Source organism: Amycolatopsis sp. NPDC051903 (assembly GCF_044452505.1).
Classification (GTDB): Bacteria; Actinomycetota; Actinomycetes; order Mycobacteriales; family Pseudonocardiaceae; genus Amycolatopsis.
In genome coordinates, this window is the sequence record NZ_JBITBT010000001.1 from 243,297 (window position 1) to 268,290 (window position 24,994).

At 71.8% G+C, this 24,994-nt stretch carries 28 protein-coding genes; 20 read left to right on the forward strand and 8 right to left on the reverse strand.

Translation table 11 applies throughout. The features are described from left to right. The first annotated feature begins 317 nt into the window (after positions 1-317). On the forward strand, positions 318-1,364 hold the full coding sequence (locus ACIA77_RS01290) for an NAD-dependent epimerase/dehydratase family protein (protein ID WP_395883757.1): 1,047 nt from the start codon (positions 318-320) through the stop codon (positions 1,362-1,364). Then, positions 1,361-2,368 (forward strand): lysophospholipid acyltransferase family protein, encoded by a 1,008-nt coding sequence (locus tag ACIA77_RS01295; RefSeq protein WP_395883758.1) that lies wholly within the window; start codon positions 1,361-1,363, stop codon positions 2,366-2,368. The genes ACIA77_RS01290 and ACIA77_RS01295 overlap by 4 nt, the downstream gene beginning before the upstream one ends. Here the strand turns inward: ACIA77_RS01295 and ACIA77_RS01300 are convergent. The 3 genes from ACIA77_RS01300 to ACIA77_RS01310 all read right to left on the reverse strand — a co-directional run bounded on the left by ACIA77_RS01300 (position 2,365) and on the right by ACIA77_RS01310 (position 5,281). Next, positions 2,365-3,270 (reverse strand): HAD family hydrolase, encoded by a 906-nt coding sequence (locus tag ACIA77_RS01300; RefSeq protein ID WP_395884307.1) that lies wholly within the window; start codon positions 3,268-3,270, stop codon positions 2,365-2,367. The two genes, ACIA77_RS01295 and ACIA77_RS01300, sit on opposite strands and share 4 nt — an antisense overlap. Before the next feature lie 121 nt (positions 3,271-3,391). After that, a complete protein-coding gene (locus tag ACIA77_RS01305) occupies positions 3,392-4,474 on the reverse strand; it encodes a DUF5667 domain-containing protein (protein ID WP_395883759.1) in 1,083 nt (360 codons plus the stop codon). 102 nt (positions 4,475-4,576) lie between these two features. Beyond that, positions 4,577-5,281: a sigma-70 family RNA polymerase sigma factor gene (locus ACIA77_RS01310; RefSeq protein WP_395883760.1), complete on the reverse strand. Its 705-nt coding sequence runs from the start codon at positions 5,279-5,281 to the stop codon at positions 4,577-4,579. A 277-nt stretch (positions 5,282-5,558) separates the two neighbouring features. Between ACIA77_RS01310 and ACIA77_RS01315 the strand changes: the two genes are divergently transcribed. The 3 genes from ACIA77_RS01315 (at position 5,559) to ACIA77_RS01325 (ending at position 8,965) form a co-directional block, all read left to right on the forward strand. Continuing rightward, positions 5,559-7,082 carry an AMP-binding protein gene (locus tag ACIA77_RS01315; RefSeq protein ID WP_395883761.1) on the forward strand — a complete coding sequence of 508 codons (1,524 nt, stop codon included), beginning with the start codon at positions 5,559-5,561 and terminating at the stop codon, positions 7,080-7,082. A gap of 34 nt (positions 7,083-7,116) precedes the next feature. Beyond that, the gene (locus ACIA77_RS01320; protein WP_204097504.1) at positions 7,117-7,335 is read left to right on the forward strand and encodes a glutaredoxin family protein; all 219 of its coding nucleotides are present in this window, start codon (positions 7,117-7,119) and stop codon (positions 7,333-7,335) included. Between the two features lie 70 nt (positions 7,336-7,405). Then, positions 7,406-8,965 (forward strand): molybdopterin-dependent oxidoreductase, encoded by a 1,560-nt coding sequence (locus ACIA77_RS01325; protein WP_395883762.1) that lies wholly within the window; start codon positions 7,406-7,408, stop codon positions 8,963-8,965. A gap of 43 nt (positions 8,966-9,008) precedes the next feature. Here the strand turns inward: ACIA77_RS01325 and ACIA77_RS01330 are convergent, their stop codons facing one another. The 3 genes from ACIA77_RS01330 to ACIA77_RS01340 are packed head-to-tail and all read right to left on the reverse strand — an operon-like array spanning position 9,009 to position 10,024. Then, entirely contained in the window at positions 9,009-9,359 is a 351-nt protein-coding gene (locus tag ACIA77_RS01330) for a hypothetical protein (protein ID WP_395883763.1), read from the reverse strand. Between the two features lie 39 nt (positions 9,360-9,398). Further along, positions 9,399-9,635: a hypothetical protein gene (locus tag ACIA77_RS01335; protein ID WP_395883764.1), complete on the reverse strand. Its 237-nt coding sequence runs from the start codon at positions 9,633-9,635 to the stop codon at positions 9,399-9,401. After that, the gene (locus ACIA77_RS01340) at positions 9,554-10,024 is read right to left on the reverse strand and encodes a hypothetical protein (protein WP_395883765.1); all 471 of its coding nucleotides are present in this window, start codon (positions 10,022-10,024) and stop codon (positions 9,554-9,556) included. The genes ACIA77_RS01335 and ACIA77_RS01340 overlap by 82 nt, the downstream gene beginning before the upstream one ends. Before the next feature lie 270 nt (positions 10,025-10,294). Between ACIA77_RS01340 and ACIA77_RS01345 the strand changes: the two genes are divergently transcribed. The 14 genes from ACIA77_RS01345 to ACIA77_RS01410 all read left to right on the forward strand — a co-directional run bounded on the left by ACIA77_RS01345 (position 10,295) and on the right by ACIA77_RS01410 (position 22,783). Beyond that, on the forward strand, positions 10,295-11,194 hold the full coding sequence (locus ACIA77_RS01345) for a redox-sensing transcriptional repressor Rex (protein ID WP_395883766.1): 900 nt from the start codon (positions 10,295-10,297) through the stop codon (positions 11,192-11,194). Continuing rightward, positions 11,191-12,516, forward strand: a complete 1,326-nt coding sequence (locus ACIA77_RS01350) for a glutamyl-tRNA reductase (RefSeq protein WP_395883767.1) — start codon at positions 11,191-11,193, stop codon at positions 12,514-12,516. The genes ACIA77_RS01345 and ACIA77_RS01350 overlap by 4 nt, the downstream gene beginning before the upstream one ends. A gap of 3 nt (positions 12,517-12,519) precedes the next feature. Then, complete coding sequence (gene hemC / locus ACIA77_RS01355; RefSeq protein WP_395883768.1) at positions 12,520-13,467, forward strand: hydroxymethylbilane synthase; 948 nt, start codon at positions 12,520-12,522, stop codon at positions 13,465-13,467. A gap of 85 nt (positions 13,468-13,552) precedes the next feature. Next, positions 13,553-15,085: a uroporphyrinogen-III synthase gene (locus tag ACIA77_RS01360; protein WP_395883769.1), complete on the forward strand. Its 1,533-nt coding sequence runs from the start codon at positions 13,553-13,555 to the stop codon at positions 15,083-15,085. A gap of 91 nt (positions 15,086-15,176) precedes the next feature. Continuing rightward, complete coding sequence (locus tag ACIA77_RS01365; RefSeq protein WP_395883770.1) at positions 15,177-15,407, forward strand: type II toxin-antitoxin system CcdA family antitoxin; 231 nt, start codon at positions 15,177-15,179, stop codon at positions 15,405-15,407. Continuing rightward, on the forward strand, positions 15,400-15,801 hold the full coding sequence (locus ACIA77_RS01370) for a type II toxin-antitoxin system VapC family toxin (protein WP_395883771.1): 402 nt from the start codon (positions 15,400-15,402) through the stop codon (positions 15,799-15,801). Before ACIA77_RS01365 ends, ACIA77_RS01370 begins: the two co-directional genes overlap by 8 nt. A gap of 288 nt (positions 15,802-16,089) precedes the next feature. After that, entirely contained in the window at positions 16,090-17,061 is a 972-nt protein-coding gene (hemB, locus tag ACIA77_RS01375) for a porphobilinogen synthase (RefSeq protein WP_395883772.1), read from the forward strand. 260 nt (positions 17,062-17,321) lie between these two features. Beyond that, entirely contained in the window at positions 17,322-18,044 is a 723-nt protein-coding gene (locus tag ACIA77_RS01380; protein WP_395883773.1) for a hypothetical protein, read from the forward strand. After that, entirely contained in the window at positions 18,044-18,484 is a 441-nt protein-coding gene (locus ACIA77_RS01385) for a hypothetical protein (protein ID WP_395883774.1), read from the forward strand. Before ACIA77_RS01380 ends, ACIA77_RS01385 begins: the two co-directional genes overlap by 1 nt. 12 nt (positions 18,485-18,496) lie before the next feature. Next, positions 18,497-18,829 (forward strand): hypothetical protein, encoded by a 333-nt coding sequence (locus ACIA77_RS01390; RefSeq protein ID WP_395883775.1) that lies wholly within the window; start codon positions 18,497-18,499, stop codon positions 18,827-18,829. 85 nt (positions 18,830-18,914) lie between these two features. Further along, complete coding sequence (locus ACIA77_RS01395; protein WP_395883776.1) at positions 18,915-20,231, forward strand: efflux RND transporter periplasmic adaptor subunit; 1,317 nt, start codon at positions 18,915-18,917, stop codon at positions 20,229-20,231. Continuing rightward, positions 20,228-20,932, forward strand: a complete 705-nt coding sequence (locus ACIA77_RS01400; protein WP_395883777.1) for an ABC transporter ATP-binding protein — start codon at positions 20,228-20,230, stop codon at positions 20,930-20,932. Before ACIA77_RS01395 ends, ACIA77_RS01400 begins: the two co-directional genes overlap by 4 nt. Next, positions 20,929-22,131, forward strand: a complete 1,203-nt coding sequence (locus ACIA77_RS01405; RefSeq protein WP_395883778.1) for an ABC transporter permease — start codon at positions 20,929-20,931, stop codon at positions 22,129-22,131. Before ACIA77_RS01400 ends, ACIA77_RS01405 begins: the two co-directional genes overlap by 4 nt. Positions 22,132-22,141: 10 nt before the next feature. Further along, positions 22,142-22,783, forward strand: coding sequence for a DUF5666 domain-containing protein (locus ACIA77_RS01410; protein WP_395883779.1), 642 nt, complete (start codon positions 22,142-22,144; stop codon positions 22,781-22,783). On the opposite strand, the gene ACIA77_RS01415 is transcribed toward ACIA77_RS01410, so the two are convergent. Further along, positions 22,780-23,364 carry a TetR/AcrR family transcriptional regulator gene (locus tag ACIA77_RS01415; RefSeq protein WP_395883780.1) on the reverse strand — a complete coding sequence of 195 codons (585 nt, stop codon included), beginning with the start codon at positions 23,362-23,364 and terminating at the stop codon, positions 22,780-22,782. The two genes, ACIA77_RS01410 and ACIA77_RS01415, sit on opposite strands and share 4 nt — an antisense overlap. 74 nt (positions 23,365-23,438) lie before the next feature. Between ACIA77_RS01415 and ACIA77_RS01420 the strand changes: the two genes are divergently transcribed. Continuing rightward, positions 23,439-24,479 (forward strand): hypothetical protein, encoded by a 1,041-nt coding sequence (locus ACIA77_RS01420; protein WP_395883781.1) that lies wholly within the window; start codon positions 23,439-23,441, stop codon positions 24,477-24,479. Here the strand turns inward: ACIA77_RS01420 and ACIA77_RS01425 are convergent. After that, positions 24,460-24,987, reverse strand: a complete 528-nt coding sequence (locus ACIA77_RS01425) for a TspO/MBR family protein (RefSeq protein WP_395883782.1) — start codon at positions 24,985-24,987, stop codon at positions 24,460-24,462. The two genes, ACIA77_RS01420 and ACIA77_RS01425, sit on opposite strands and share 20 nt — an antisense overlap. Between the last annotated feature and the right edge of the window lie 7 nt (positions 24,988-24,994).

Sequence of the window (24,994 nt, forward strand, 5' to 3'; positions counted from 1 at the left end):
TCCCCCGCCGGCGTGGGCTGGGTCGCCGGGCGGTTTGGGGGGCGGTTTGGGGGGTGGGCGGGGGGGGCCCCCCCCTGTCGGGGGCCGCCCCACGTCCATGTTCTGGGCGACCTCACCCGATTGAGTGAGGCCTTCACCGCATTCCGGGCGCCCAGCTGTAAATAGCGAGTAAGACCTGGTCAGAGCACCCCTCAGCGCCAGTAACATGACGGGTGCGCCAGCGCGATGCTTGTGGCGAGTGCCTGTTCGTCGGGCACCTCCGCGCACCTCGGGTGAACGTCCACCCCTCACCACCGCCCGCCGCACCAGGGAGTCACATGCCGTCGAACATCGTGCTCGTCACCGGGGTCGCCGGCGATCTGGGCGGGAAGCTGCTCGCGCGCCTCGGCACCAACTCCGCCTTCGAGCGCGTGATCGGCGTCGACACCGCGCCGCCGGACAAGGACGTGCTGCAGCGGATGGGCCACGCGGAGTTCGTCCGCGCCGACATCCGCAACCCGCTGATCGCGAAGGTCATCAGCAGCGCCGGCGTCGACACGGTCGTGCACGCGGCGTGCCTGACCCACCCGGCCGGGCCGAGCCGGCGGTCGGCCGTCAAGGAGCTCAACGTCATCGGCACCATGCGGCTGCTCGCGGCGTGCCAGCGCTCGCCGAAGGTGGGCAAGCTGGTGGTCAAGTCCACTGCCGCGGTGTACGGCGCGGGGGCGCGGTCGCAGGCCGTGTTCACGGAGGACTCGGAGCTCATCCCCACGTCGTCCAGCGGGTACGCGAAGGACGCCGTGGAGGTCGAGGGTTACGTGCGCGGGCTGGCCCGGCGCCGCCCGGACATCACGGTCACGCTCGCGCGCTTCGCCAACGTCATCGGCCCCGAGGTCGACACCGTCCTCTCGCGCTACTTCGCGCTGCCGGTGGTGCCGACGGTCTTCGGCTACGACGCGCGGCTGCAGCTGCTGCACGCGTCCGACGCGCTGTCGGTGCTGGAGCAGGCGACGCTCTACGACAAGCCGGGAGTGTTCAACGTGGCCTCGGAGGGCGTGCTGACGCTGTCTCAGGCCATCCGCCGGGCGGGCCGGCTCGGGCTGCCGATGCCGAGCGCCGTGGTGCCGTCGGTGGGCAAGGTGCTGCGGGGTGCGCGCGTGGTCGACTTCTCCACCGACCAGGTCCGGCTGCTGAACTTCGGCCGGGTCGTGGACACCACGAAGCTCAAGAAGGACTTCGGCTACCAGCCGCGCTTCACCACGCGTGAGGCGTTCGACGACTACATCGCGGGCCGCGGCCTGCGCCCGGTGCTCGACGGCGCCCGGCTGGCCTCGCTGGCCGGCAAGGTGCTCGTGGCCGCCGCGACCGGGCAGGCGGGCCGGTGAGCCCCGTGACGGGAAGTGAGGCGCACAGCGTGATCGAGGCCCAGGTGATTCCCTTGCACGGGCGGGGTTCTGCTCCGCCGCCCGCCCCTTCGCGGGAGGCGGACGCGCCGGTCGTGGCGTTCCCGGTCGCCGATTCCCAGCAGCAGCACCAGCCGTCGGCGCCGGACGTGCTGCCGGAACCGGTGCGCTCCGCGCTGACGTTCCTGCGCCACCGCCTCACGGGCGACTACACCGTCGACGAGTTCGGGTTCGACGCCGAGCTCACGGAGACGCTCGTGCTGCCGCCGCTGCGCGCGCTGTACGAGAAGTGGTTCCGCGTCGAGACCTTCGGCGTCGAGAACCTGCCGACGGCCGGCGGCGCGCTGCTCGTGTCGAACCACTCGGGCACGCTGCCGCTCGACGCGCTCATGACCGCCGTGGCCGTCCACGACGAAACGGGCGGGCGGCACCTGCGCGGGCTCGGCGCGGACCTGATCTTCAAGCTGCCGCTGGTCGGCTCCTTCGCGCGCAAATCGGGCCAGACGCTGGCCTGCGGCGCGGACGCCGAGCGGCTCCTGGCGGGCGGCGAGCTCGTCGGCGTGTGGCCCGAAGGGTTCAAGGGCATCGGCAAGCCGTTCTCGGCGCGCTACAAGCTGCAACGCTTCGGCCGTGGTGGTTTCGTGTCGGCCGCGATGCGCGCGGGAGTGCCGATCATCCCCGTCTCGGTGGTCGGCGCCGAGGAGACCTACCCGAAGATCGGCGACCTCCCGCTGCTCGCGCGCGTGCTGGGCCTGCCGTACTTCCCGGTCACGCCGTTCTTCCCGCTGCTGGGTCCCCTGGGTGCCGTCCCGCTCCCCACGAAGTGGACCATCGAGTTCGGCGAGCCCGTCCGCACCGACGAGTACGCCCCGGACGCGGTCGACGACCCGATGCTGGTCTTCACCTTGACCGACCAGGTCCGGGAGTCGATCCAGCACACGCTGTACCGCCGCTTGGCGCGGCGCAAGAACGTGTTCCGGGGTTAACGCCGCCGGTACGCCATCCCGGCCGCGACGGCGCCGGCCAGCGCGCCCGCGCCCAGCACGGACGGCACGCCGATCTTCGCGGCCTTGCGGCCCGTGCGGAAGTCGCGGATCTCCCAGCCGCGGGCGCGGGCCACGTCGCGCAGGCCGCTGTCCGGGTTGACCGCCACGGCGGTGCCCACGGCCGAGAGCATGGGCACGTCGTTCTGCGAGTCCGAGTAAGCCGTGCAGCGCTTGAGGTTCAGACCTTCACGCGAGGCCAGCGCGCGCACCGCGTGGGCCTTCGCGCGGCCGTGCAGCAGGTCGCCCACCAGGCGGCCCGTGTAGACGCCGTCCTCGGTCTCCGCGACGGTGCCCAGCGCGCCCGTCAGGCCCAGCCGCCGGGAGATGATCCCCGCCAGCTCGATGGGGGTGGCCGTGACGAGCCACACGCGCTGGCCCGCGTCGAGGTGCATCTGCGCCAGCGCCCGGGTGCCGGACCAGATCTTGTCGGCCATGAGCTCGTCGTAGATCTCCTCGCTGATGCTCGTGAGCTCTTCGACGGTCCGACCGGCCACAAAGGACAGTGCGCGTTCGCGGTGGGACTTGATGTCCTCCTTGTTCTCGCGCCCGCCGATGCGGAACTTCACCTGCTGCCACACGAAACCGGCGAGGTCGGCGGACGTGAAGAACTTGCGCGCCGCGAGACCGCGCGCGAAGTAGAAGATCGACGCGCCCATCATCATCGTGTTGTCCACGTCGAAGAACGCGGCCGCGGTGAGGTCCGGCGGCGCGGGCGGGACGGCCGGCTCGTTGGCGGTGGTCGAGGCAGCTTCGGCCGACGCCTCGCCCGCGAGCGCGGCGAGCCGTTCGAGCTCCTGACTCTTATCCTTGCCACGCCAACCTGACACGCACACCGCCTCCACGTTCGGGCACGTCCCCGCGGCCGGGTACGGCCGGGTCCTGCCGCACAGCGTAGCGACCACCGCACTCACTCGTTGGAGGTGTGGCGAGGCCCTCGATCAGGGGTTGCCACCGTGCGGGTGATCACCCGATCACGATCGGCGGCAGCCCCGGCAGCAGCGGCGGGACGGAGATCAACGGCGGCGGCGGGCTCGTCGGCGTCGGCAGGCGCGGAGAGGTCGGCGCGGTGATCGGGGGCGCGAACACCGGCGGCGGGGCCGTCGACGCGCCGGGGGACGAAGTCGGCGTCGGGGTGCCGGACACGACCAGGTCCGACGAAGGTCCCGGCGTCTCGGTCACCGGCGCACCGGGTGCGGTCGGGACCGGCGTCGCGGGTGCGGGGCTCGCCGGCGCCGAGCCGCCGGGCTGCGCCGGCTGCTGCGTGCACGCGCCGCGTGCCGGGATCACGCCCAGCTCGTCGGAGCCGCCTGTGGTGATCTCGTAGCAGTTCAGCCGGGACACGAGCGCCGTCGTGCGCTGCTGCACGCGCGTGAGCAGGCCACGGGCGCTCGTCAGGTCGGCGCGCGCCGCCGTGGGGATCCGCGGCTGTTCGGTGGCCAGCAGCTGCTCCTGCTGCTGCGTCCAGGTCGCGAGGTCCGTCAGCGGTGCGCGCCCGTTGCCGCCCGTCGCCAACGTTGTCAACGTCGTCACGCCTGCCCGGACGTCGCTGCCGAAGTCGGCGAGCGCCGTGCGGTATGCGGCCGGCGACGCGTCTGTCATGGTCCCCAGTTCGGTCACGCGGTTCCCGGCGAACTCCAGGTGCTTGCGGGCCTTGGCCTCGGCGCCGAACGTCAGGCTCAGCGCCGTCTCCTCACCCGCGCGCTTCACGCCGTACAGCGCTTCGCCCGGTACGGCTCCGCGCGACAGCAGCAGCGTCAGCCCCACCAGCCCCAGCACGAGCGCGATGCCGGCGGCCACGAGGTCGGCCATCTTCGGCTGCCACCGCCGCCGCGCGACGGGTTCGCCGAGCCGGCCCTCGATCTCCGCCCGGATCCGTTCCCGCGTCTCCGCGTCCGGCGAGCCCGCTTCGCCCAGCGAACGCAGGGCGGCCACCACGGCCAGCTCGTCGGCGAACTCACCGTCGCGCCGCACGGGCGAAGGGTCGAGGGCGCGGTCGAACCGCTCGCTCTCGGCTCGCTCCCGCGAAAACCACCCGGGCACGCCCACGGTGCTGCTCCGTCTCCACCACGCCGGCCCTGACCGCCGGTCTGCGTGGAGAAACGATTAAGAACGCGCAGAAGTTACGGTTGCGCCGGGACGTGAAAAAAGTCAGCGCAGCCCGGTGGGCAGCAGCTGCGCCAACCGGCGGACGGCGCGGTGCTGCAGCGCCTTGATCGCGCCCTCGTTGCGGTTCATCACCCGGGCCGTTTCCGCGACCGACAGGCCCTGTAGGAACCGCAGCACGATGCACTCGCGCTGGTCCTCGCCGAGCTCGGCGACGCAGCGCAGCAGCTCCGCGCGGGTCGCGCCGGCGATGGCCTGCTGCTCCGGCCCGGCCTGGGCCGCGGGGCCGACGGGCGAAACCGGTGCCGCAGCCGGCTCCGCGACCTCGTCGGTCACGACCTCCAAGCGGAACCGGCTGGACTTCACGTGGTCGAGGATCAGGTTGCGCGCGATCGTGACGAACCACGCACCGACGTCGCGGCCCTGGTAGCTCACCGACGTGATCCGGCGCAGCGCACGCAGGAACGTCTCGCTCGTGACGTCCTCGGCGAGCTCGCGGTTGCCGAGGCGGAACAGCGCGTAGCGGTAGACGACGTCGACGTACCGGTCGTACAGGCGGCCGAACGCCGAGGAGTCGCCCTCCTGCGCGGCGCGCACGAGGTCCCACGCCTCGGCCTTCGCGGCTTCGGCGGGGTCCGGGACGGGCGGCGCGTCCGTCGCGCGGGTCAACGGGACGGCGGCGGGCCGGCCGAACGCGCGTTCGGCGAACATGACGACGGGGCCGCGGTTCGCGGCGGTCGGGAGCGTCACCGGACGGCACCTCCTGCGGTCGCGGGACCGCGCGGGCGGCCTCCGGCGTGCGTGCCCCGGGTCCTCGGGAGAGCAGGAGCGGGCCGCACTGCGTTGTCTTCGACAACGGCGGCGCGGCCCGGGTTCGGCACAGTGACTCCTCGTCTCTCGTCACCCGGTAGTGATCAACGCCACCCGGCGACGCAGTGCAGCATACGTGTTGTTACCGCGAAGTAGGTAGAGGTCCCGGGTAGCAGAGGTGCGACGATCGCACGGCGTCCCCGTGACGGGTGACAAGATGACAAAAGGGCAACGGCAGGAAGGGGGCCCGGTGGAGGGTGTCGCGCAGCTGCTGACCGGAGCAGCGGCCAGGTGGGCGGGCGAAACCGCCGTCACCGAGACCGGCACGGGAGCGACGCTCACCTGGCGGGAGCTCGACGAAGCGGCCCACGCGCACGCGCGGCTGCTGGTCGAGTCGGGCGTCGAGGCGGGAGACCGGGTCGTGCTGCGGCTGCCGACGTCGGCCGACTTCGCCGTCGCGCTCTACGGCGTGCTGCGCGCCGGGGCGATCGCCGTGCCGCTGTCACCGCAGGCACCCCAGCCGGAGCTGGACCACCTCCTGGCGCACTGCGAGGCGCGGTTCGTCGTCCAGCGCGACGAGCTGGCCGGCACCGAACTGCCCGACGGCGTGACCGGCCTGCCGCCGCGCGGAGCCGCCGACGGCGAGCCCGTGGACCTCGGCCGCGCGGGCGAGGACATCGCGGTGATCTCGTACACGTCCGGCACCACCGGTCCGCCGCGCGGCGTGATGCTGTCGCACCGGGCGTTGCTGGCCAACCTCGAGCAGCTCAGCGGGGTCGAGGGCGTGCTCGTGCACGACGACCGAGTGCTGGTGACCATCCCGCTCTTCCACGTCTACGGCCTCGGGCCGGGGCTGCTGCAGGCGACGTCCGTCGGGGCGTCGCTGGTGCTGTCGGAGCGCTTCGAGCCCGCGAAGACGCTGGCCGACTGCGCGGAGCACCGCGTGACGTCGATCGCGGGCGTGCCCACGATGTACACGGAGTTCGCGGCGCTCGGCGCCGAGGAGCTGGCGCGCGGGCTCGCGACCGTGCGGATGATGACGTCGGGCGCCGCGCCGCTGCACCCGCGCGTGCTCGCCGCGATCCGCGAGGCCACCGGCCACGACGTCTACGAGGGGTACGGCCTCACCGAGTGCGCCCCCGTGGTCACGTCGACGCTGGTCACGGGCTACCCGAAGCCCGGCTCGGTCGGGCGGCCGCTGCCGGGGATCGAGCTGCGGCTGGTCGACAGCGACGGCGGCGCCGAGGACGTGCCGCTCGACCCGGACGACGTCGACGACGTCTTCGAGTCCGGCGGCGACACCGGGCTCGTGTCGATCCGCGGCGCGAACCTGTTCTCCGGCTACTGGCCCGACGGGTCCCACGGCCCCGACGCCGAGGGCTGGTTCCGCACCGGCGACGTCGGCTACCTCGACTCCGACGGCGACCTGCACCTCGTCGACCGCGCGAACGACCTGATCATCGTCAACGGTTTCAACGTCTACCCGCACGAGGTCGAGGACGTGATCTCGCGGCTCGACGGTGTCGCGGAGGTCGCCGTGGTCGGGGTGGTCGACGAGCGCAGCGGCGAGGCCGTGAAGGCCGTGGTGGTGCCGGCCGAAGGCGCGGCGCTGTCGGAACAGCAGGTGACCGGGCAGTGCGCCGCGCGGCTGGCCGGGTACAAGGTGCCGCACCTCGTGGAGTTCGCGGAGACGCTGCCGCACTCGGCGACGGGCAAGCTGCGGCGGCTGAAGCTGCGCTGAGACTTAGGATTCGGCTGTGCACAAGGTGACGGTGATGAGCCGCGCCGGCTGCCACCTCTGCGAGGTGGCCGAGGCCGACGTCGCGCGGATCTGCGGTGAGCTCGACGTGGCGTGGGAGGTCGCGGACGTCGACAGCGACCCCGAGTGGCGGGCCGAATGGGGCGAGCAGGTGCCGGTGATCCTCATCGACGGCGCGGAACACGGGTACTGGCGGGTCGAGGAAGACCGGTTCCGGCGCGCCCTGTCGGATTGATCCCGGCTCGGTAAGCAAGTCGTAAGGGTTCCCGGCGGTTTCGCGGGCCGGACCCGCCGAAGATGGTGGGGTGAGCGCGTTGAAGGAAGCCCCGTCGGTCGTCAAACCCCCGGAGCCGCGGCGGTTGTCGTTGCCCGTGGCGTCGCTGATCGGGCTGGCCGCCCTGGTCACCGCCCTGGGCGTGGGGCACCTCATCGCCGGTTTCGTCGGTTACAACGCGTCGCCGTTCGTGGCCGTCGCCGACTTCGTGATCGCGCACAGCCCGCACGCCGTGGTCGTGTGGGCGGAGCAGACGCTGGGCACGGCGGACAAGACCGTGCTGAAGATCGGCCTGGCCGTGGTGCTGGTGCTGTTCGCGGTGCTGGCCGGCGCCGTCTCGCGGCGCACGCCCCGCGGCGGGCAGAGCGTCGTGGTCGTGCTCGGCGTCGCGGGCATCGCAGCGGTTTACCAGCGCACGGACGTCGGGCAGCTCGCGTTGCTGGCGCCGGTGGTCGCGCTGGTGGCTTCGGTGCTGGTGTTCACGTGGCTGCACCACTACGCGCTGCCGGTGCCGTCCGCCGGCCCGGCGGAGGGCCCGACGCGGCGGCAGGTGCTCACGCGCGGGCTGGGCGTGGCCGCGGGCGCGGGGGTCGCCGCGGTCGCCGGGCAGGCCATTTCGAGCACGGGCAGCGCCGACCAGTCGCGCGCGGCCGTCGGTCCGCTGGTCGCAGCCCGCAAGGCGCCACCGCTGCCGCCGGACGCCGATTTCCAGAAGCTGGGTTCACCGCCGTTCATCACGCCGAACGCGGACTTCTACCGCATCGACACGGCGTTCGTGGTGCCGCAGGTGCGCACGGACGACTGGAGCTTGAAGATCCACGGCATGGTCGACCGCGAGGTGAGCTTCTCCTACGCCGACATCCGCTCACGCCCGCTGGTGGAACGCGAGGTCACCCTGACCTGCGTCTCCAACGAAGTCGGCGGCGACCTGATCTCGACGGCCAAGTTCATCGGCGTGGACCTCGTGGACCTGCTCGACGCGGCCGGCGTGCAGCCCGGCGCGGAACAGATGTACGCCACCAGCGTCGACGGCTTCACCTGCAGCACCCCGGCACCGGTGGCCCTGGACCCGGCCCGCGGCGCGATGCTGGCGATCGGCATGAACGGCGAACCCCTGCCGGTCGAGCACGGCTTCCCCGCGCGCATCGTCATCCCGGGCCTCTACGGCTACGTGTCGGCGACCAAGTGGGTCACCGACCTCGAATTCGCCCGCTGGGACGCCCGCCAGTCCTACTGGCTCCAGCGCGGCTGGGCCGAACAGGCCCCCATCAAGACCGAATCCCGCATCGACACCGCCACGGCCACCGGCGGCAAGCTGCACGTCGCCGGCACCGCTTGGGCGCAGCACATCGGCATCGCCAAGGTGGAGGTCCGCGTCGACCAGGGGGCGTGGCAGCCGGCCGTGCTGTCGACCGAGGTGAACAAGGACACGTGGCGCATGTGGTGGACGCAGCTACCCGTCTCGGCCGGCAGCCACACCGTCACCGTGCGGGCCACGGACCAGTCGGGCTACACCCAGACGGACCAGGCGGCGGAACCGGTGCCGAACGGCGCGTCGGGCTGGCATTCGGTGGTCGTCAACGCGAGCTGAGCACCGGTCAGCTTCGGCGTGAACGGGCCCGAGCTGACTGGGATCAACCGAACCGGGCTCGGCCGACCAGTTCCTTGAGCTGCCGCAACGCCGGCTCGATCCGAGCCAGGTCAGAACGCCCCTCGTCCCACACCATGACCTCGCCGGCGTCCACTCGGACCGGACGGGGATGCGCCGACAGCCACGTCTGCGCCTCCGGCGTAAGCGCCTCTGCAGGCCCCTCCACGGTGAATCTCCGGTCGAAGTCAGGGTTCCCGGTTCCGGCACCGCCCACGCCGAAGCGCTCGGCCACGACTCCCGCAACACCACGCCGGCGCACGGTCAGCCGGCCTGGCACGCGGTAACCGGCAGCCACGAGTTCACGTCGTTCGAGTTCAGCGAGGTCGTCCGGCACTCCGACTGATCGGGTTCGTCATGTGGAGCGCTGGGCTGATCACCGGCCCGCGACCGCGTTCACCAGTGGCACCAGTTCGGCCAGGTCCGCGACAGCCGGCTCCACGCGCTCGGGCAGGAAGCGGCCGTTTTCCCAGGTTTCGAGCACGCCGGCGACCACGCGGAACGGGCGGCGGTGCTGCTGGACCCACCGCTTCAGCTCCGGGGTGAACGAGCCGGAGGTGTACCAGTCCTGGTCGAAGGTGTCGTCGGGGCCGTCGGCGTGGAGGAGGCCCACGCCGCGGGCGAGGTGGCTGAAGTTGTGGCGCCGGACGGCGAAGAGCTCGTGCGAGGGAAGGGCAGGCGGACGCCGGTGAACTGCTGCCAGAACCGGCGCGCGCGGCCCAGGTTGCCGACGACCTCGCTGTATTCGAAGGAGAGCACGTCGAGGTTGTGCCAGCGCCCGGTGACGGCGTGCCAGGCGCGGCGACGCTCGCCGAATCCGCCGAAGGGGCGGCCGTGGCAGCGGCTCAGCAGGGCCGGTTCGTGTTCGGTGTAGGTCCAGCCGCGGTCGGCCGCGAGTTTCCGGATGGCCGAGCGGCGGGCCCGGTAGCGCTGCCAGCGCCAGCAGGCGTAGCCGATCGCGGCGACAGCGACGATGACGTACCAGATCCAGGTGGTGGCCATGGGCCGTGCGTACCTCCGAAGTCGGGACGAAGCGCAGAGGATCTTGCCCGGCGCGGCCGTCACGCAAGCGCGCATCCGGCCACGGTCACCTGATCGGGCGCCGGGTGTGCGCCGCGTCATGTCGATGACCAGTGACTTTGTGCGTGCGTTCACAAGTGGACTACCGTAGGGAACCGTCCCGCGAAAGCCCGGCATTGAACCGGACGCGAAACGCGGGGTCAAGCGACTCGGCTGAATCGAGAACTGCCTACTTTCGAGGAGTGGACCGGCGTGGTGACACAGAGGGGGAGGCGCAGCGGTGCCGAACCGCCCGCCACACCACCTCGCCGGGCTGCGAAAGGCAGGCGCAGCGCGCCCGACGCCGACAACGCGCCCACCGCGGAGATCCCGGCCGTCGGGTCGGAGAACCTGGACACGGCGGTCCGCGCGAAGCAGATCCCCGAGGCGGCCGTCGCCCGCCTGGCCGTGTACCTGCGGGTGCTCTCGGGCCTCGCGGAGCAGGGCGCGACCACCGTCTCGAGCGAGGAGCTCTCCGCGTCCGCCGGCGTGAACTCGGCGAAGCTGCGCAAGGACCTGTCCTACCTCGGCTCGTACGGCACGCGCGGCGTCGGCTACGAGGTGCAGGTGCTGGTCAGCCAGATCGAACGCATCCTGGGCCTCACGCGCCAGCACCGCGTCGCCGTGGTCGGCATCGGTAACCTCGGTCACGCGCTCGCCAACTACGGCGGCTTCCCCGGCCGCGGGTTTCCCGTCGAGGCGCTGTTCGACCTCGACCCCGACCTCATCGGGGTTCCCGTAGGGGGCCTCCCCGTCTCGCACCTGGACGAAATCCCGCGCGTCTGCTCCGAACGGCAGATTTCCATCGGGATCATCGCCACACCTCCTACCGCTGCGCAGTCCGTGTGCGACAGGCTGGTAGCGGGCGGCGTCCAGTGCATACTGAACTTCGCGCCGGTGGTGCTCCAGGTGCCGGCGCACATCGAGGTCCGGAAGGTCGACCTGGCGGTCGAGCTTCAGATCCTCTCGTTCCACGTGGCTCGCCGTGCCGATGACGCCCTGGCAGTTCAGGGGAATACCGGGTTACCCGACGCCGGCTCGCCGATCGGCAATGGCAACGGCTCGGGTAACGGGCACACGGACGGTGGTCTGGGAATGGTGGTGCGCGGATGAGCGTGTTGGCGGTCGGGCTCTCCCACCGAAGCGCGGAGCTGACCACGCTCGAACGGGCCGCGGTGCCCGCGGAGGCGGTCACCAAGGTGCTGCACGACCTGCAGCAGGCCGAGCACGTGAGCGAGGCCATGCTGGTCTCCACGTGCAACCGCATCGAGGTCTACGCCGTGGTCGAGACGTTCCACGGTGGCGTCAACGACGTCTCCGACGTGCTGGCGCGCCAGGCCGGCATGGAGCCCGCCGAGCTCTACGACAACCTCTACGTGCACTACGCGGGCGCGGCCGTCGAGCACCTGTTCTCCGTCGCGTCGGGCCTCGACTCGATGGTCGTCGGGGAGACGCAGATCCTCGGCCAGGTCCGCTCGTCCTACGCCACCGCGCGGGAAGCCGGCACCGTCGGGCGCACGCTGCACGAGCTGATCCAGACGACGCTGCGCGTCGGCAAGCGCGTGCACTCCGAGACGGGTCTCGACCAGCTCGGCGCGTCCGTGGTGTCCGAGGCGCTCGCCGCCGCCGGTGACCTGAAGGGCAAGCACGCCCTGATCGTCGGCGCCGGTTCGATGGGCGCGCTCACCGCGGCGCAGCTGCGCAAGGCCGGCATCGGCGAGATCACCGTGGCCAACCGCACCGAGGCCAAGGCCGCGCGCCTGGCCGAGAAGACCGTCGACGAGGGGGTGCCCGCGCGCGCCGTGCCGCTGTCGGAGCTGGCCGCCGCCGTGGCGCTGGCCGACGTGGTGGTGTCGTGCACCGGAGCGCAGGACGCGGTGTTCCTGCCCGTGCACGTGCCCGTTCGCGCGGGCCGGCCGCTCGTCGTGTGCGACCTCGGGCTGCCCAAGGACGTCGACCCGGGCGTGGCCGAGCTGGCCGACGTGACCGTGGTCGACCTCGAGACCATCCAGCGCCGCATGCGCGACGCCGGCGCCCCGACCACCGAGCGCCAGACGGCGAAGGCCACCGGCATCGTGCTCGACGAGGTGCGCGACTACCTCGCCGGCCAGCGCAGCGCCGAGGTGACCCCGACCGTGACGGCGCTGCGCCGCCGCGCGGCCGAAGTGGTCGACGGCGAGCTGCTGCGCCTGGACAACCGCCTCCCGGACCTCGATTCGCAGGTCCGCGAAGAAGTCGGTCGCACGGTCCGCCGTGTCGTCGACAAACTGCTCCACGCGCCCACCGTGCGGGTGAAGCAGCTGGCCGCCGAGACGGCCGAAACCGACTACGCCAACGCGCTGCGCGAGCTGTTCTGCCTCGACCCGCAGGCCCCCGCGGCCGTGGCTAGCCCCACCAACCCCATGGCGCGGCCGCCAGAAATCGAGAAGAAGTAGGCAGTGAACAGAGTGATCCGCATCGGGACGCGCGGCAGCAAGCTCGCCGTCGCGCAGACCGAGACCGTGGCCGAGAAGATCCGGGCCACCGGCGCCGAAGTCGAAGTCGTCACCGTCACCACCCCTGGCGACACCTCCAGTGCACCCATCCCGCAGATCGGCGTCGGCGTGTTCACGTCCGCGCTGCGGGAAGCCTTGCTGCGCAAGGAAATCGACGTCATCGTCCACTCCTACAAAGACCTGCCCACGGCGCCGGAGCCCGGCATCGTGCTGGCCGCGGTGCCGCCGCGCGAGGACCCGCGCGACGCGTTGATCGCCCGCGACGGGCTGACGCTGGGCGAGCTCCCGCCGGGCTCGAAGGTCGGCACGGGCGCGCCTCGGCGCACCGCGCAGCTGCGCGCGCTGGGTCTCGGTTTGGAAATCGTGCCGATTCGAGGCAATATCGACACCCGCATGCGCAAGGTCACCGACGGCGAGCTCGATGCCGTGGTGCTCGCGCGTGCCGGTCTGGCCCGGATCGGCCGGGCGGGGGAGATCACCGAGACCCTCGACCCGATCCAGATGCTGCCCGCTCCCGCGCAGGGGGCGCTGGCGGTGGAGTGCCGGGCCGAAGACGTGGACTGCGAGCACCTGCTCACGTCCACACTGGACGACGAGGGCACGCGGGCCGCGGTGACGGCCGAGCGTTCCCTGCTGGCCGCGCTCGAGGCGGGGTGCAGCGCGCCCGTCGGCGCGCTCGCCGAGATCGTCGAGGACCTCGACTCCGAGGGCGCGGTCGTGGAACGGATCTCGCTGCGCGGCACCGCGGCCGTCGAGGGCGAGAACGGCGCGGTCGACATGCTGCGGGCTTCCGCACTCGCCGACTTCGCCGAAGCGGAGCAGCTCGGCCGGACGTTGGCCGCCGAGCTCCTCGACCTGGGGGCCGGCGCGTTGCTGGGCCCCGCCCAGTGACGCCAGCGTCACCGACCCGAACGACCTGCACCACCCACCTGCGGCCGACGACGCATCCGGCCGCCTGACAGGAGAATCGCCAGAGATGACCCCCGCTCGCAAGACCGCTGGGCGCGTCGCCTTCGTGGGCTCGGGCCCCGGTGACGCCGGGCTGCTCACCGTCCGCGCCCAGGAGCTGCTCGCCAAGGCCGAGGTCGTGGTGACCGACCCCGACGTGCCGGCAGCCGTCCTCGCGTTCGCCGCGCCCGGCGCCGAGGTCCGGCCCGCCGTTGGTGAGCCCGCCGACGTGTCGAAGGACCTGACCACCGAGGCCAAGGCCGGGCGGCTCGTGCTGCGCCTGGTCGCCGGCGACCCGCTGACCAGCCCCGCCGTTGTCAACGAGGTGCAGGCCGTGGCCCGCACGTCCGCCGTGTTCGAGGTGATCCCGGGTGTTTCGCCCGGCGCCGCGGTGCCGGCGTACGCGGGCGTCGCGCTCGGTGGCACGCACACCGAGGTCGACGTCCGCGGCGAGGTCGACTGGGCCGCGCTCGCGGCCCTGCCCGGCCCGCTCGTGCTGCACGCCACCTCGGCCCACCTGGCCGAGGCCGCGAGCCAGTTGACGGAGAAGGGCACGCCGGCGAACACGCCGGTGGCCGTGACCGCCAACGGCACCATCAACACCCAGCGCACGCTCGACACCACGCTGGCCACGCTCGCCAACGACGCCGGTGAGCTCGTCGGCCCGCTGATCGTGACCGTCGGCCAGGCCGCCGGGCACCGCTCGAAGCTGTCGTGGTGGGAGTCGCGCGCGCTGTACGGCTGGAAGGTCCTGGTGCCGCGCACCAAGGAGCAGGCCGGTGAGATGGCCGACCGCCTCCGCAGCCACGGCGCGACCTCGCACGAGGTGCCGACGATCTCCGTCGAGCCGCCGCGCAGCCCCGCGCAGATGGAGCGCTCGGTGAAGGGCCTCGTCGACGGCCGCTACCAGTGGATCGTCTTCACCTCCACCAACGCGGTGCGCGCGGTGTGGGAGAAGTTCGAGGAGTTCGGCCTGGACGCCCGCGCGTTCTCCGGCGTGAAGATCGCGTGTGTCGGCGAGTCGACGGCCGCCAAGGTGCGCTCGTTCGGCATCATCCCCGAGCTCGTGCCCGCCGGCGAGCAGTCGTCGGAAGGGCTGCTGGCCGAGTTCCCGCCGTACGACGACGTGCTCGACCCGGTGGACCGCGTGCTGCTGCCGCGCGCCGACATCGCCACCGAAACCCTGTCGGCCGGCCTGCGCGACCGCGGCTGGGAGATCGACGACGTCACGGCCTACCGCACGGTGCGCGCCGCGCCGCCGCCCGCGGAAACCCGCGAGATGATCAAGACCGGCGGCTTCGACGCGGTCTGCTTCACCTCGTCCTCGACCGTGCGCAACCTCGTCGGTATCGCCGGCAAGCCGCACACGCGCACGCTGGTGGCGTGCATCGGCCCGAAGACCGCGGAGACCGCCGTGGAGTTCGGGCTGCGGGTCGACGTGCAGCCCGAGAAGGCCGACGTGCCGCACCTGGTGGACGCGCTGGCCGAACACGCGGCCCGGCTCCGCGCCGAGGGCGCGCTGCCGCCGCCGCGCAAGGCGAAGCGGGCGCGTCGCTCCTGACGCTTTGCTCGTGGGGGAGGGCTCCTTTCCGGACATCCGGAGGGGAGCCCTTCTTCGTTTGAGGACACCTAAGTGTGTGTATAGTGTGTGTATGGCGCGGATGAACGTGTACGTCCCCGACGAGCTGGCTGAGCGGGTGAAGGCGGCGGACCTCAACGTGAGCGCCCTGGTCCAGGCTGCGCTCGCCGACGCGTTGCAACGTCGAGCCACCGACAGCTGGCTCGACAACCTTCCCGCGCCGCGCGGTGTGGTTTCGCACGGTGCCGTGCTGGACGCGATCGATGCCGCCCGCTCCGAGCTGGGCGACTCGGCTGATGGCTGAATCAGCAGCTGAAATCGCGGTCCTGGATGCTTCCGTCGTCGTTGACCTCCTCGCGGGTACCGACTGTGCGAATGCGGCGAGGAAACGCTTGCGTGGCACCGTGCTGCACGCACCCGCGCACCTGGATGCCGAGGTGCTTTCCGCGCTGGGCCGGCTGCAGCGCGCGGGTGAGTTGAGCGTTGCCGAGGTCGAGACCGGGCTGGGTGCGCTGACCGCGCTTCCGCTCACGCGGCATTCGGTTGCCGAGCTCGCAGCCGGAGCGTGGGCCCGGCGCGCTGACCTCCGGCTGACTGATGCCCTGTACATCGAGCTGGCCGCGCGCTTGAAAACCAAGGTGCTGACCACTGACCGCCGGCTCGCGCGAGCGAGTGCACTCGCCGAAGAAGTCGGCTGAGTGCAGGAGTTCCGTCGACGCGCTGGCCGGACACGCGGCCCGGCTCCGCGCCGAGGGCGCGCTGCCGCCGCCGCGCAAGGCGAAGCGGGCGCGTCGCTCCTGACGCTTCCCGGTCACGGAGGCCCTTTCCCGCATCGCCGGGAAAGGGCCTCCGGTGTTTTGGCCGAGAGCCGGGTGCCGTGGAATCGGGAACCCCTCCCGGTTTCCGTTTCCCGACACCGTGTCAGAACACGGTTTTCGCGAGGGCGCGCGAATTCACCCGCAGCCCGCCGGAGTACCGTGGACGGGGTGTTCCCCGAGCATCGACCCCGCAGGCTCCGTACCACGCCGGCCATGCGCAGGCTGGTCGGTGAGACCACGCTGCGCCCGCGTCAGCTGATCCTCCCCATGTTCGTGGCGGAGGGCATCGACGCGCCTCGGCCGATCCAGAGCATGCCGGGGGTCGTGCAGCACACGCGGGACACGCTGCGCAAAGCCGCGGTCGACGCCGTGAACGCGGGCGTGGGCGGGCTCATGCTGTTCGGCATCCCCGCGACGCGCGACGCCGAGGGGTCCGGTGCCGTCGACGAGCACGGGATCCTCAACGTCGCCCTGCGCGACCTGCGCGCCGAACTCGGCGACTCGACCGTGCTGATGGCCGACACGTGCCTCGACGAGTTCACCGACCACGGCCACTGCGGTGTGCTCGACGCGGACGGCGCCGTGGACAACGACGCGACCCTGCGCGTGTACGCGGACATGGCCGTGGCGCAGGCGGAAGCGGGCGCGCACGTGCTCGGGCCGAGCGGCATGATGGACGGCCAGGTCGGCGTCATCCGCCGCGCGCTCGACGAGGTGGGCCACAGCGACAAGGCGATCCTGGCGTACTCGGCCAAGTACGCGAGCGCTTTCTACGGCCCCTTCCGCGAAGCCGTCGACTCCCAGCTCAAGGGCGACCGCAAGACGTACCAGCAGGATTTGGGCAACGCCCGCGAAGCCCTGCGCGAGATCGAACTCGACCTCGGCGAAGGCGCCGACATGATCATGGTCAAGCCGGCTCTGTCCTATTTGGACGTCATCAAGGCCGCCGCCGACATCTCCCCGGTTCCGGTCGCGGCCTACAACATCTCGGGCGAGTACGCGATGGTCGAAGCCGCGGCGGCGAACGGCTGGCTCGACCGCGAGCGCACGGTGCTCGAGGTGCTCACCTCGATCCGCCGCGCCGGGGCGGACCTGATCCTCACGTACTGGGCCACCGAAGCCGCCGCCTGGCTCGACTGACGCGGGCGGCTTGGGTGGTGCCAGCAGCTCGGCCGATGTGGCACTGATTCACTGCGAGCCTGAGCGGGGCTCGCCTCGGTTGTCCACAACTCGCCTGCCCTGTGTACAACTTCGCGGTGCAGCCGTTCTCGTCGGTGGTGGCCGGTAAGATGGATCCAGGGCGGTCCCCGGGAGTGGTGGGGTGTGTTCCGGGTGGGATGCCGGGGCAGGGTGCGGCGTCTGCCGCCGGGCCGCCGAGTCGGCTGAGCTAGAGTCGGCAGGTGGCCGAGAAGGACGACAACAGCACGGAACCCGCGGGGCTGACCAGCGGCAAAACGCCGGATCTCGCGCCGCCGGACGCTGGCGCCGGAGAGCCGGAGACCGCGGCGCAGGGCGGCGAATCGGCCGAGGCCGCCGAGGTCCCGAAGCCGGAGCCGGAACAAGCGGAGCCGCCGAAGCAAGAGCAACCGGAGCCGCAGCAGGTGGGCGACTTTCCCAAAGCCCCGCCGATCTCCGGTTTCCCCAAAGCCGGCGTTGATCCTGTCGCCGTGGACACGACGGCGGATCGTCCGAAGCCGCCCGGGTCCATCCAGGCCGCGTTCATCCTCACCATCGGCGCGTCGGTGGTGCTGTTGCTGGGGCAGGTCGTCTTCATCTTGTTCAAGCAGCAGCTCGTGGACCAGGCCGTGAAGGCCGTCCCCGCGGGGCGGAAGGTCGACGTGGCGCAGGTCGAGTCCAACGCGAACACGCTGGTGTGGGCGTTGTTCGTCGGGGCGCTCTGCTACGGGGCGATCATGGTGCTGTTCGCGTACAAGGCCCGCGAGGGCACGCGGTCGGCGCGCACGGTGGTGACGTTGCTGGCTGTGCTCGGCCTCGTGTTCCAGCTGGGCATCGTGCGCAGCATCTTCTCGGTGGTCTCGTCGCTGCTGTTGGTGATCGTGGTGATCCTGCTGTACCTGCCGAGCACGCGGGACTTCTTCCCCAAGGTCGGCAAGAAGCTCTGATGGACCGCACGTTCTACTCCGAACCCGGCGTCGGCTGGGTGGCGCTCGTGTGGGGGCCGCTGTTCGCCGCCCTGGGGGCGGTGGCGGAGCTGGTGACGGGCGGGCCCGTGCACTGGGTCCCGTGGCTGATGGTCGCGTTCGCGTTGTGCGTGCTGACGATCCCGTGGGTGTACGCGCGGCGGCGTTTCCTCTCGCTGGCCGTCACGACCGAGGGGCTGCGCCAAGGCCGTGAACGCATCGAAGCGGACAAGATCGCGGACGTCACCGACGTCGGCCCGCCCGTCGGCGCGCGGGTGCTCGGCGGCGGCTGGAGCGTGCCGAACAAGTACGACGAGCTGCCCGTGAAGCTCGCCGACGGCACGGTCGTCCTCGCGTGGGCCCGCGACGTCGAAGCCCTCAAAGCCGCGCTCGCCCGGCTCGTCGAATCCAACCGGAAGTGAGAGGCTGAACCCGTGATCGACCTTCCCCAGCCGACCGGTGCGGAGCTGTGGCCCGAGGAACAGGCCAAGGCGCGGCTCAACCAGCCGTGGCGGGCGCTCGTGGCGCTCGGCGAAGTGGTCGTGGCCGCGCTCGCGCTGTGGGTGGCGTTCGCGCTGTGGCACGCGGGGGTCGTCACGGTCGTCACCACCGCCGGCGACGGCGCGCAGCTCACGTCGCAGCGCTACTTCGGCGGGCACCTCGCGGGCGCTCTCGGCCTCGGTACGGTGACCGCGGTGCTCGTGGTGGACGCGGTTCGTCAGCTCCTGCTCGCGGTGCGTGCGCGCCACCGTACGAGGAAGCGCTGACTTCGCAAGTCGGACGGCCACATCCACAGCTGGTCCACAGGGAACCAACAGCTGACTGCTAACCAGCCCCAGCAATCTTGCGGCCATGACGCGGCTGCGTACCCGGACATGGGTCATCAACGGGGTGCTGGTCGTACTGCTCGGCGGTACGGCTTTCGGGATCTACCAAGCTTTCACGCCGGGAGGCAACACCGCACAGGCGCAGACGCGCACCACTCCGGTGCGCCGCGCCGACGTGACCGAGACGGTCTCCGCGGCGGGCACCCTCACGAGCGGCTACACCGGCGCCGCGAACTTCGCGACCTCGGGCAAGGTCACGAGCATCGACGTGAAGGTCGGCGACGTCGTGAGCGCCGGCCAGAAACTCGCGACGGTCGACTCCACCCAGGCGGAGAAACAACTCCAGGTCGCCAAGGACAACCTCACCGTGGCCGAGGACAACCTCGCCGACGGTGAGGACGCCTCGACCACGCCCACCCAGGGGCAGGGCCAAGGCCAGGGCCAGGGCCAGACGGCGCAGCAACAGCAGGAATCCACGACCTCCCTGCAGGCCAAAGTGGACCAGGCGCAGCTCGACGTCGACACCGCGCAGGCCGCCGTCGACGCGACGGTGCTCACCGCGCCCGGCGCCGGCACCGTGACCGCCATCAACGGCACCGTCGGCCAGCAAGCCGGCAGCGGCGGGTCCGGCAGTTCCGGCAGCAGCTCGGCGAGCTCCGGCTCCGGCTCCGGCGGCAACGGCAACGGCGGCAACGGCCAGAACGCGTCGAGCAGCTCCGGCAGCAGCTCGTCGTCCGCCGGCGGCTTCATCCAGATCACGGACATGTCGAACCTGGTCGTCGACACGTCGGTCGCCGAGATCGACGTGAGCAAGGTGAAGGCGGGCCAGAAGGCCACCGTCACGCTCAACGCGTCGCCCGACAGCCCGATCCAGGCCACCGTCTCGAAGGTCGACCTCACGCCGACCAGTAGCGGCAGCGTCGTCTCCTACGGCGCGCAGCTCGCGCTCACCAACCCGCCGACGGGGCTGCGGCCCGGGCAGTCGGCGAGCGTGGTGATCACCGTCGCCGAGGCCGACAACGTGCTGAGCGTGCCCGCGGCCGCGGTGACCACGACGGGCACCACCAACGTCGTCACGGTCCAGCAGAACGGCCAGAACGTGCCGCGCCAGGTGGAGATCGGTGTGCGCGGCGAGTCCACTGTGGAGATCAAGTCCGGTCTCGACGAGGGTGACAGCGTGGTCCTCACGGCCGCGTCGCCGACGGCCACCACGAGCGGCGGAAACGGCCAGCGCACCGGCGGGCTCGGGGGCTTCGGCGGCACCGGCGGCAACGGCGGCAACGGCGGTGGCTTCCGGGGCGGTCAGGCGGGCGGCTTCGGCGGCGGCGGTGGCCGCGGATGAAGCCCGTGATCGCGGTCTCCGGACTGCGCAAGACCTACGGCGCCGGCGAGACGGCCGTGCACGCGCTGCGCGGCGTCGACCTGGTCGTGCGGCCGGGGGAGTACGTGGCCATCATGGGTGCGTCCGGCTCCGGCAAATCGACGCTGCTGAACATGCTGGGCTGCCTCGACGTGCCGACCTCGGGCAAGTACCTGCTCGACGGGTTCAGCGTCGCCGACCTCAACGAGCGCCAGCTCGCGTTGCTGCGCAACCGCAAGATCGGCTTCATCTTCCAGTCGTTCAACCTCGTGCCCCGCACGAGCGCGCTGTCCAATGTGGAGCTTCCGCTCGTCTACAGCGGACTGCGCCGGTCCGCGCGCCGCAAGCGGGCGCTGGCCGCGCTGGAGATGGTGGGCCTCACGGAACGCGCGAAGCACCTGCCGAGCGAGCTTTCGGGCGGGCAGCAGCAGCGCGTCGCCGTGGCGCGGGCGCTGGTGACCGGGCCCGCGCTGCTGCTCGCCGACGAGCCCACCGGCAACCTCGACCGCGCCAGCACGGACGACGTGCTCGGCGTGTTCGACCGCCTCAACGCGCAGGGCCGCACGATCGTCGTGATCACGCACGAGGACGAGGTCGCCGAGCACGCGCACCGCGTGGTGCGGGTCAGCGACGGGCGGATCGTGTCCGACGAGCTCAACCGCAGCGTCGGAGTGGTCGCGTGAACCCGTTCGAGGTGCTGCGCTTCGCCGTGCGCGGCCTGACCGCCAACAAGCTGCGCTCGACGCTCACCACGCTCGGCATCACCATCGGTGTCGCGTCGGTGATCCTGCTCGTGGCGGTCGGCAACGGCGCGTCGGCGGCGATCGCGGCGAGCATCCAGGGGCTGGGCACGGACGTCGTCAACGTGTCGCCGGCCCGCGGTGGCGGGCAGGGCAGCGAGGCGCGACCGTTGACGGTGCAGGACGCCCACGCGCTCGTCGACCCGGTGGGCGCGCCGGACGTGAAGGCCGCGTCGCCGGTCGTGAACACCAGCGCGACGGCCACCTACGGCCAGACGTCGTACGACATCTCGAGCGTCGCGGGCACCGAGCCGGCGTACTTCACCACCACGAACCGCCAGATCGCCAACGGCGCGCTGTTCACCGCCGAAGACGTGACGCAGGCGCGCAAGGTCGTGGTGCTCGGGCCGACGACCGCGCAGTCGCTGTTCGGCACGGCCGACCCGGTCGGCAAGAACGTGCTGCTCAACAGCATCCAGTTCACGGTGATCGGCGTGCTGCAGGCCAAGGGCAGCACCGGGTTGCAGAACGCGGACGACGTCGCCATCGCGCCGATCAGCGCGGTGCAGAACTCCCTGGCCGGCTACGGCAACCTCAGCCAGATCGCCGTGCAGGCCACCTCCGCCGACTCCGTGTCGCTCGCGCAGGCCGAGATCACCGCGATCCTCAACGCGCGCCACGGCATCCGGCTCGGCGGCACACCCGACTACCAGATCCAGAACTCCGAGCAGCTGCTGGCCACGCGGACGTCGGCGACGCAGACGTTCACCGTCCTGCTCGGCGCGGTCGCTGCGATTTCCCTGCTGGTGGGCGGGATCGGCGTCACGAACATCATGCTCGTGACGGTGACCGAGCGGATCCGCGAGATCGGCATCCGCAAGGCGATCGGCGCGCCGCGTTCGGCGATCCTCGGGCAGTTCCTCGCGGAGGCGACGATCCTGAGCCTCTTCGGCGGTTTGCTCGGCGTGGTGATCGGCATCGTCGGCAGCCAGTTCAGCTTCGCGGGCATCACCCCGGTGGTGGTGCCGTCGTCGATCGTGCTCGCCTTCGCGGTGTCGGCGCTGATCGGTCTCTTCTTCGGCAGTTTCCCGGCGAACCGCGCGTCGCGGCTGCGCCCCATCGACGCCCTCCGGCACGAGTAGGAGCTCGCAGATGTCTTCGTCCACCCAGGCGCGGGGTGCCGCGCCGACCCCCGATGACGCCGGCGAGCCGACGACGGAGTTCCTGCCGGTGACGGCCGAGCTCTCGCCGGAGGAGATCGTTGCGACCCCCGCCGTCGAGGGCGACCTGAACCAGGAGATGAAGCGCGTCGCCAAGCCGTTCGGCAAACCGACGGTGATCCTGGCCGGCGTGCTCGTGATCGCCCTGTCCTTCGCCGGCGGCGCCTGGACGCACGCGGCGTTCGGCTCCGGTTCTGGCGGCGGCGCCGCGGCTCGCACGGGCGGCCAGTCCGGCGGCGCCCGCGGCGGCTTCGGCGGGTTCGGCGGTCAGCAGGGCTCCGGCCAGCAGGGCGCGGGCCAGGGTTCCGGCCAGCAGGGCGGTTTCGCCGGCGCCCGCGGCGGCGGCCGCGGCACCGTCGGCACGGTCGAGAAGGTCGACGGCTCCACCGTCACCCTGAAAACGGTGCAGGGCACCGAGGTCACCGTGTCCACTTCGGACTCCACCACCGTCGGCCTCACCCAGCCCGGCAAGCTCTCCGACCTCAAACCGGGCGCGACGGTGACCGTCCAGGGCCGCCCGGGTTCGGACGGGAACGTGACCGCGCAGGCGATCGTGGAGCAGCCCGCGCGTTAGGCCGCCGCCGCGGCCAGCGCGGGTTTCAGCGGCGCCAGCGCCGAGCGCAGCAGGTCCGGCAGCGAGCCGGAGACCACGACGAAACCCGCGCTGCCCGTCGGCTGTGCCCAGTGCTCGAGGGTGACCCGGACGGCGGCCGCGACGGCGGCGGCGAGGACGCGGGCCGTCGTGGGGTCCGGGATCCGGGGTGTCAGCGCGGCGGCCAGTGGGGGTTCCAGGGCGGTCGCGGTGCGGGCGTAAGCGGAGCGCAGCGCGGGGCTCGTCGTGATGAGCAGCAGGGTGTCCCGCGCGGGGGCGGTGTACTCGGTGACCACGGCGTCGAGCACCGCGTCGGCGAGAGGGGCCGACGCCGCCCGGACCGCCGCGGCGACGCGTTCTTCGCGCTCCGCGGTCACGGCGAAGACGATCGCGTCCTCCCGGCTCGGGAAGTAGTTGTTGTACGTCCGCGGTGAGACGCCCGCGGCTTCCGCGATGTCGTCGACGCGCACGTTGTCCGGACCGCGCTCCACGGCCAGGCGCAGCGCCGCCTCGCTCAACGCGGCGCGGGTCGCTTGCTTCTTCCGTTCACGCAGACCGCTCACGGCACCATCGTGCCAACAAAACTGCGCACACGCAAACTTGCGCGCACGCAATATTTGGCGCTAGCCTCGCCGCCATGAGAGCGAAAGGCATGGCCTACGACACCGGGTTCACCACCGATGGCGGCACGTCCTGGGACGACTTCGATCCCGCCGTCGTCGCGCGAGAACTCGCGATCATCCGCGACGACCTGCACTGCACCGCCGTCCAGCTCACCGGCGGCGATCCCGAACGGCTGGAGCTCGCCGCGCGGGCCGCGGCCGCGCTGGGGCTGGAGGTGTGGTTCTCGCCGTACCCGCTGGACCGCGGTCCCGACGAGCTGCGCGAGCTGTTCCTCGACTGCGCCGAACGCGCCGAGCGGATCCGCCGCACCGGGGCGGAAGTCGTGCTCGTCGCGGGCGTCGAGCTGTCCGTGATGAACCCGGGCTTCGCCGACGGCGACACGCTGGAGCAGCGCCTCGGCTGGCTCCTCGGCGAGCCGGCCGAACGACCCGCCCGGCTCGCCACGGTCAGCACCAGGCTCAACGACTTCTTCCGCGACACCGTCCCGGCGCTGCGTGCGGTCTTCGGCGGCCAGCTCACCTACGCCGCCATCCAGTTCGAGCGCGTCGACTGGGACCTGTTCGACTTCGTGACGCTGGAGCTCATCCGCTCGGCCGCCGTCGCCGACCGCTTCCGCGACGGCGTGCGCACCCTCGTCGAAACCCACGCCAAACCCGTCGCGATCACCGGCTTCGGCACCGCCACCTGGCGCGGTTCAGGTGACGTCGCGCCGCGCAGCATGGAAATCGTCGAGAACGACGAGCACGGCCGGCCGATCCGGCTCACCGGCGTGTACGAGCGCGACGAACCCGGGCAGGCCCGGTACCTCGGGGAACTGCTGGAGATCTTCGCCGAGGAGGGCGTCGACAGCGCGTTCGTGTTCCTCTTCGCGCTGCACACGCACCCGCACCGCCCCGACGGTGACCCGCGCGACGACCTCGACCTGGCGGGCGGCGGCATCGTCAAGGTGCTGGAAGGGAAGAACGGCACGACCTACCCGGATCTGCCGTGGGAACCGAAGGTCGCGTTCGCCACGGTGGCCGAGTGCTACGGCGCTAGCGCAGGCCCTCGTTGAGCGCGATGATCGCGACGTTCAGCGCGGTCGCGTAGGCGATCCAGAAGAAGTACGGCAGCAGCAGCACCGCGGCCGGGCGGGAGCGGCGGTAGAACAGCCCGATCGTCATCAGCACCGTGAAGTCGAGCAGCACGATCGCCACCACCGCCAGCCGCGTGGAGCCGCCGGCGAAGAACAGCGCGGTCCAGAGCAGGTTGAACAGCAGGCTGACGCCGTACATCGCGAAGCCCTGGGTTTCGCCGTCGGTGCGCCAGTAGACCCAGCCCGCGAACGCGAGCAGCACGTACAGCAGTGTCCACACGGGACCGAACACCGACGCGGGCGGCGCCCAGCCCGGCAGCACCAGCCGGGAGTACGTCTCCGGCGCGGCCGTCGCCGCCAGCGAACCCACCACGGCGACGACCGCGACGAGCGCGAAGAACACCACGAGCACCACCCAGGGATTGCGCCTGTGCGTGGGGCTCGTCACGTTCCCCTCCCGTCTCGCGCCGGTCACCCGCTGCGTCATCCTAGGA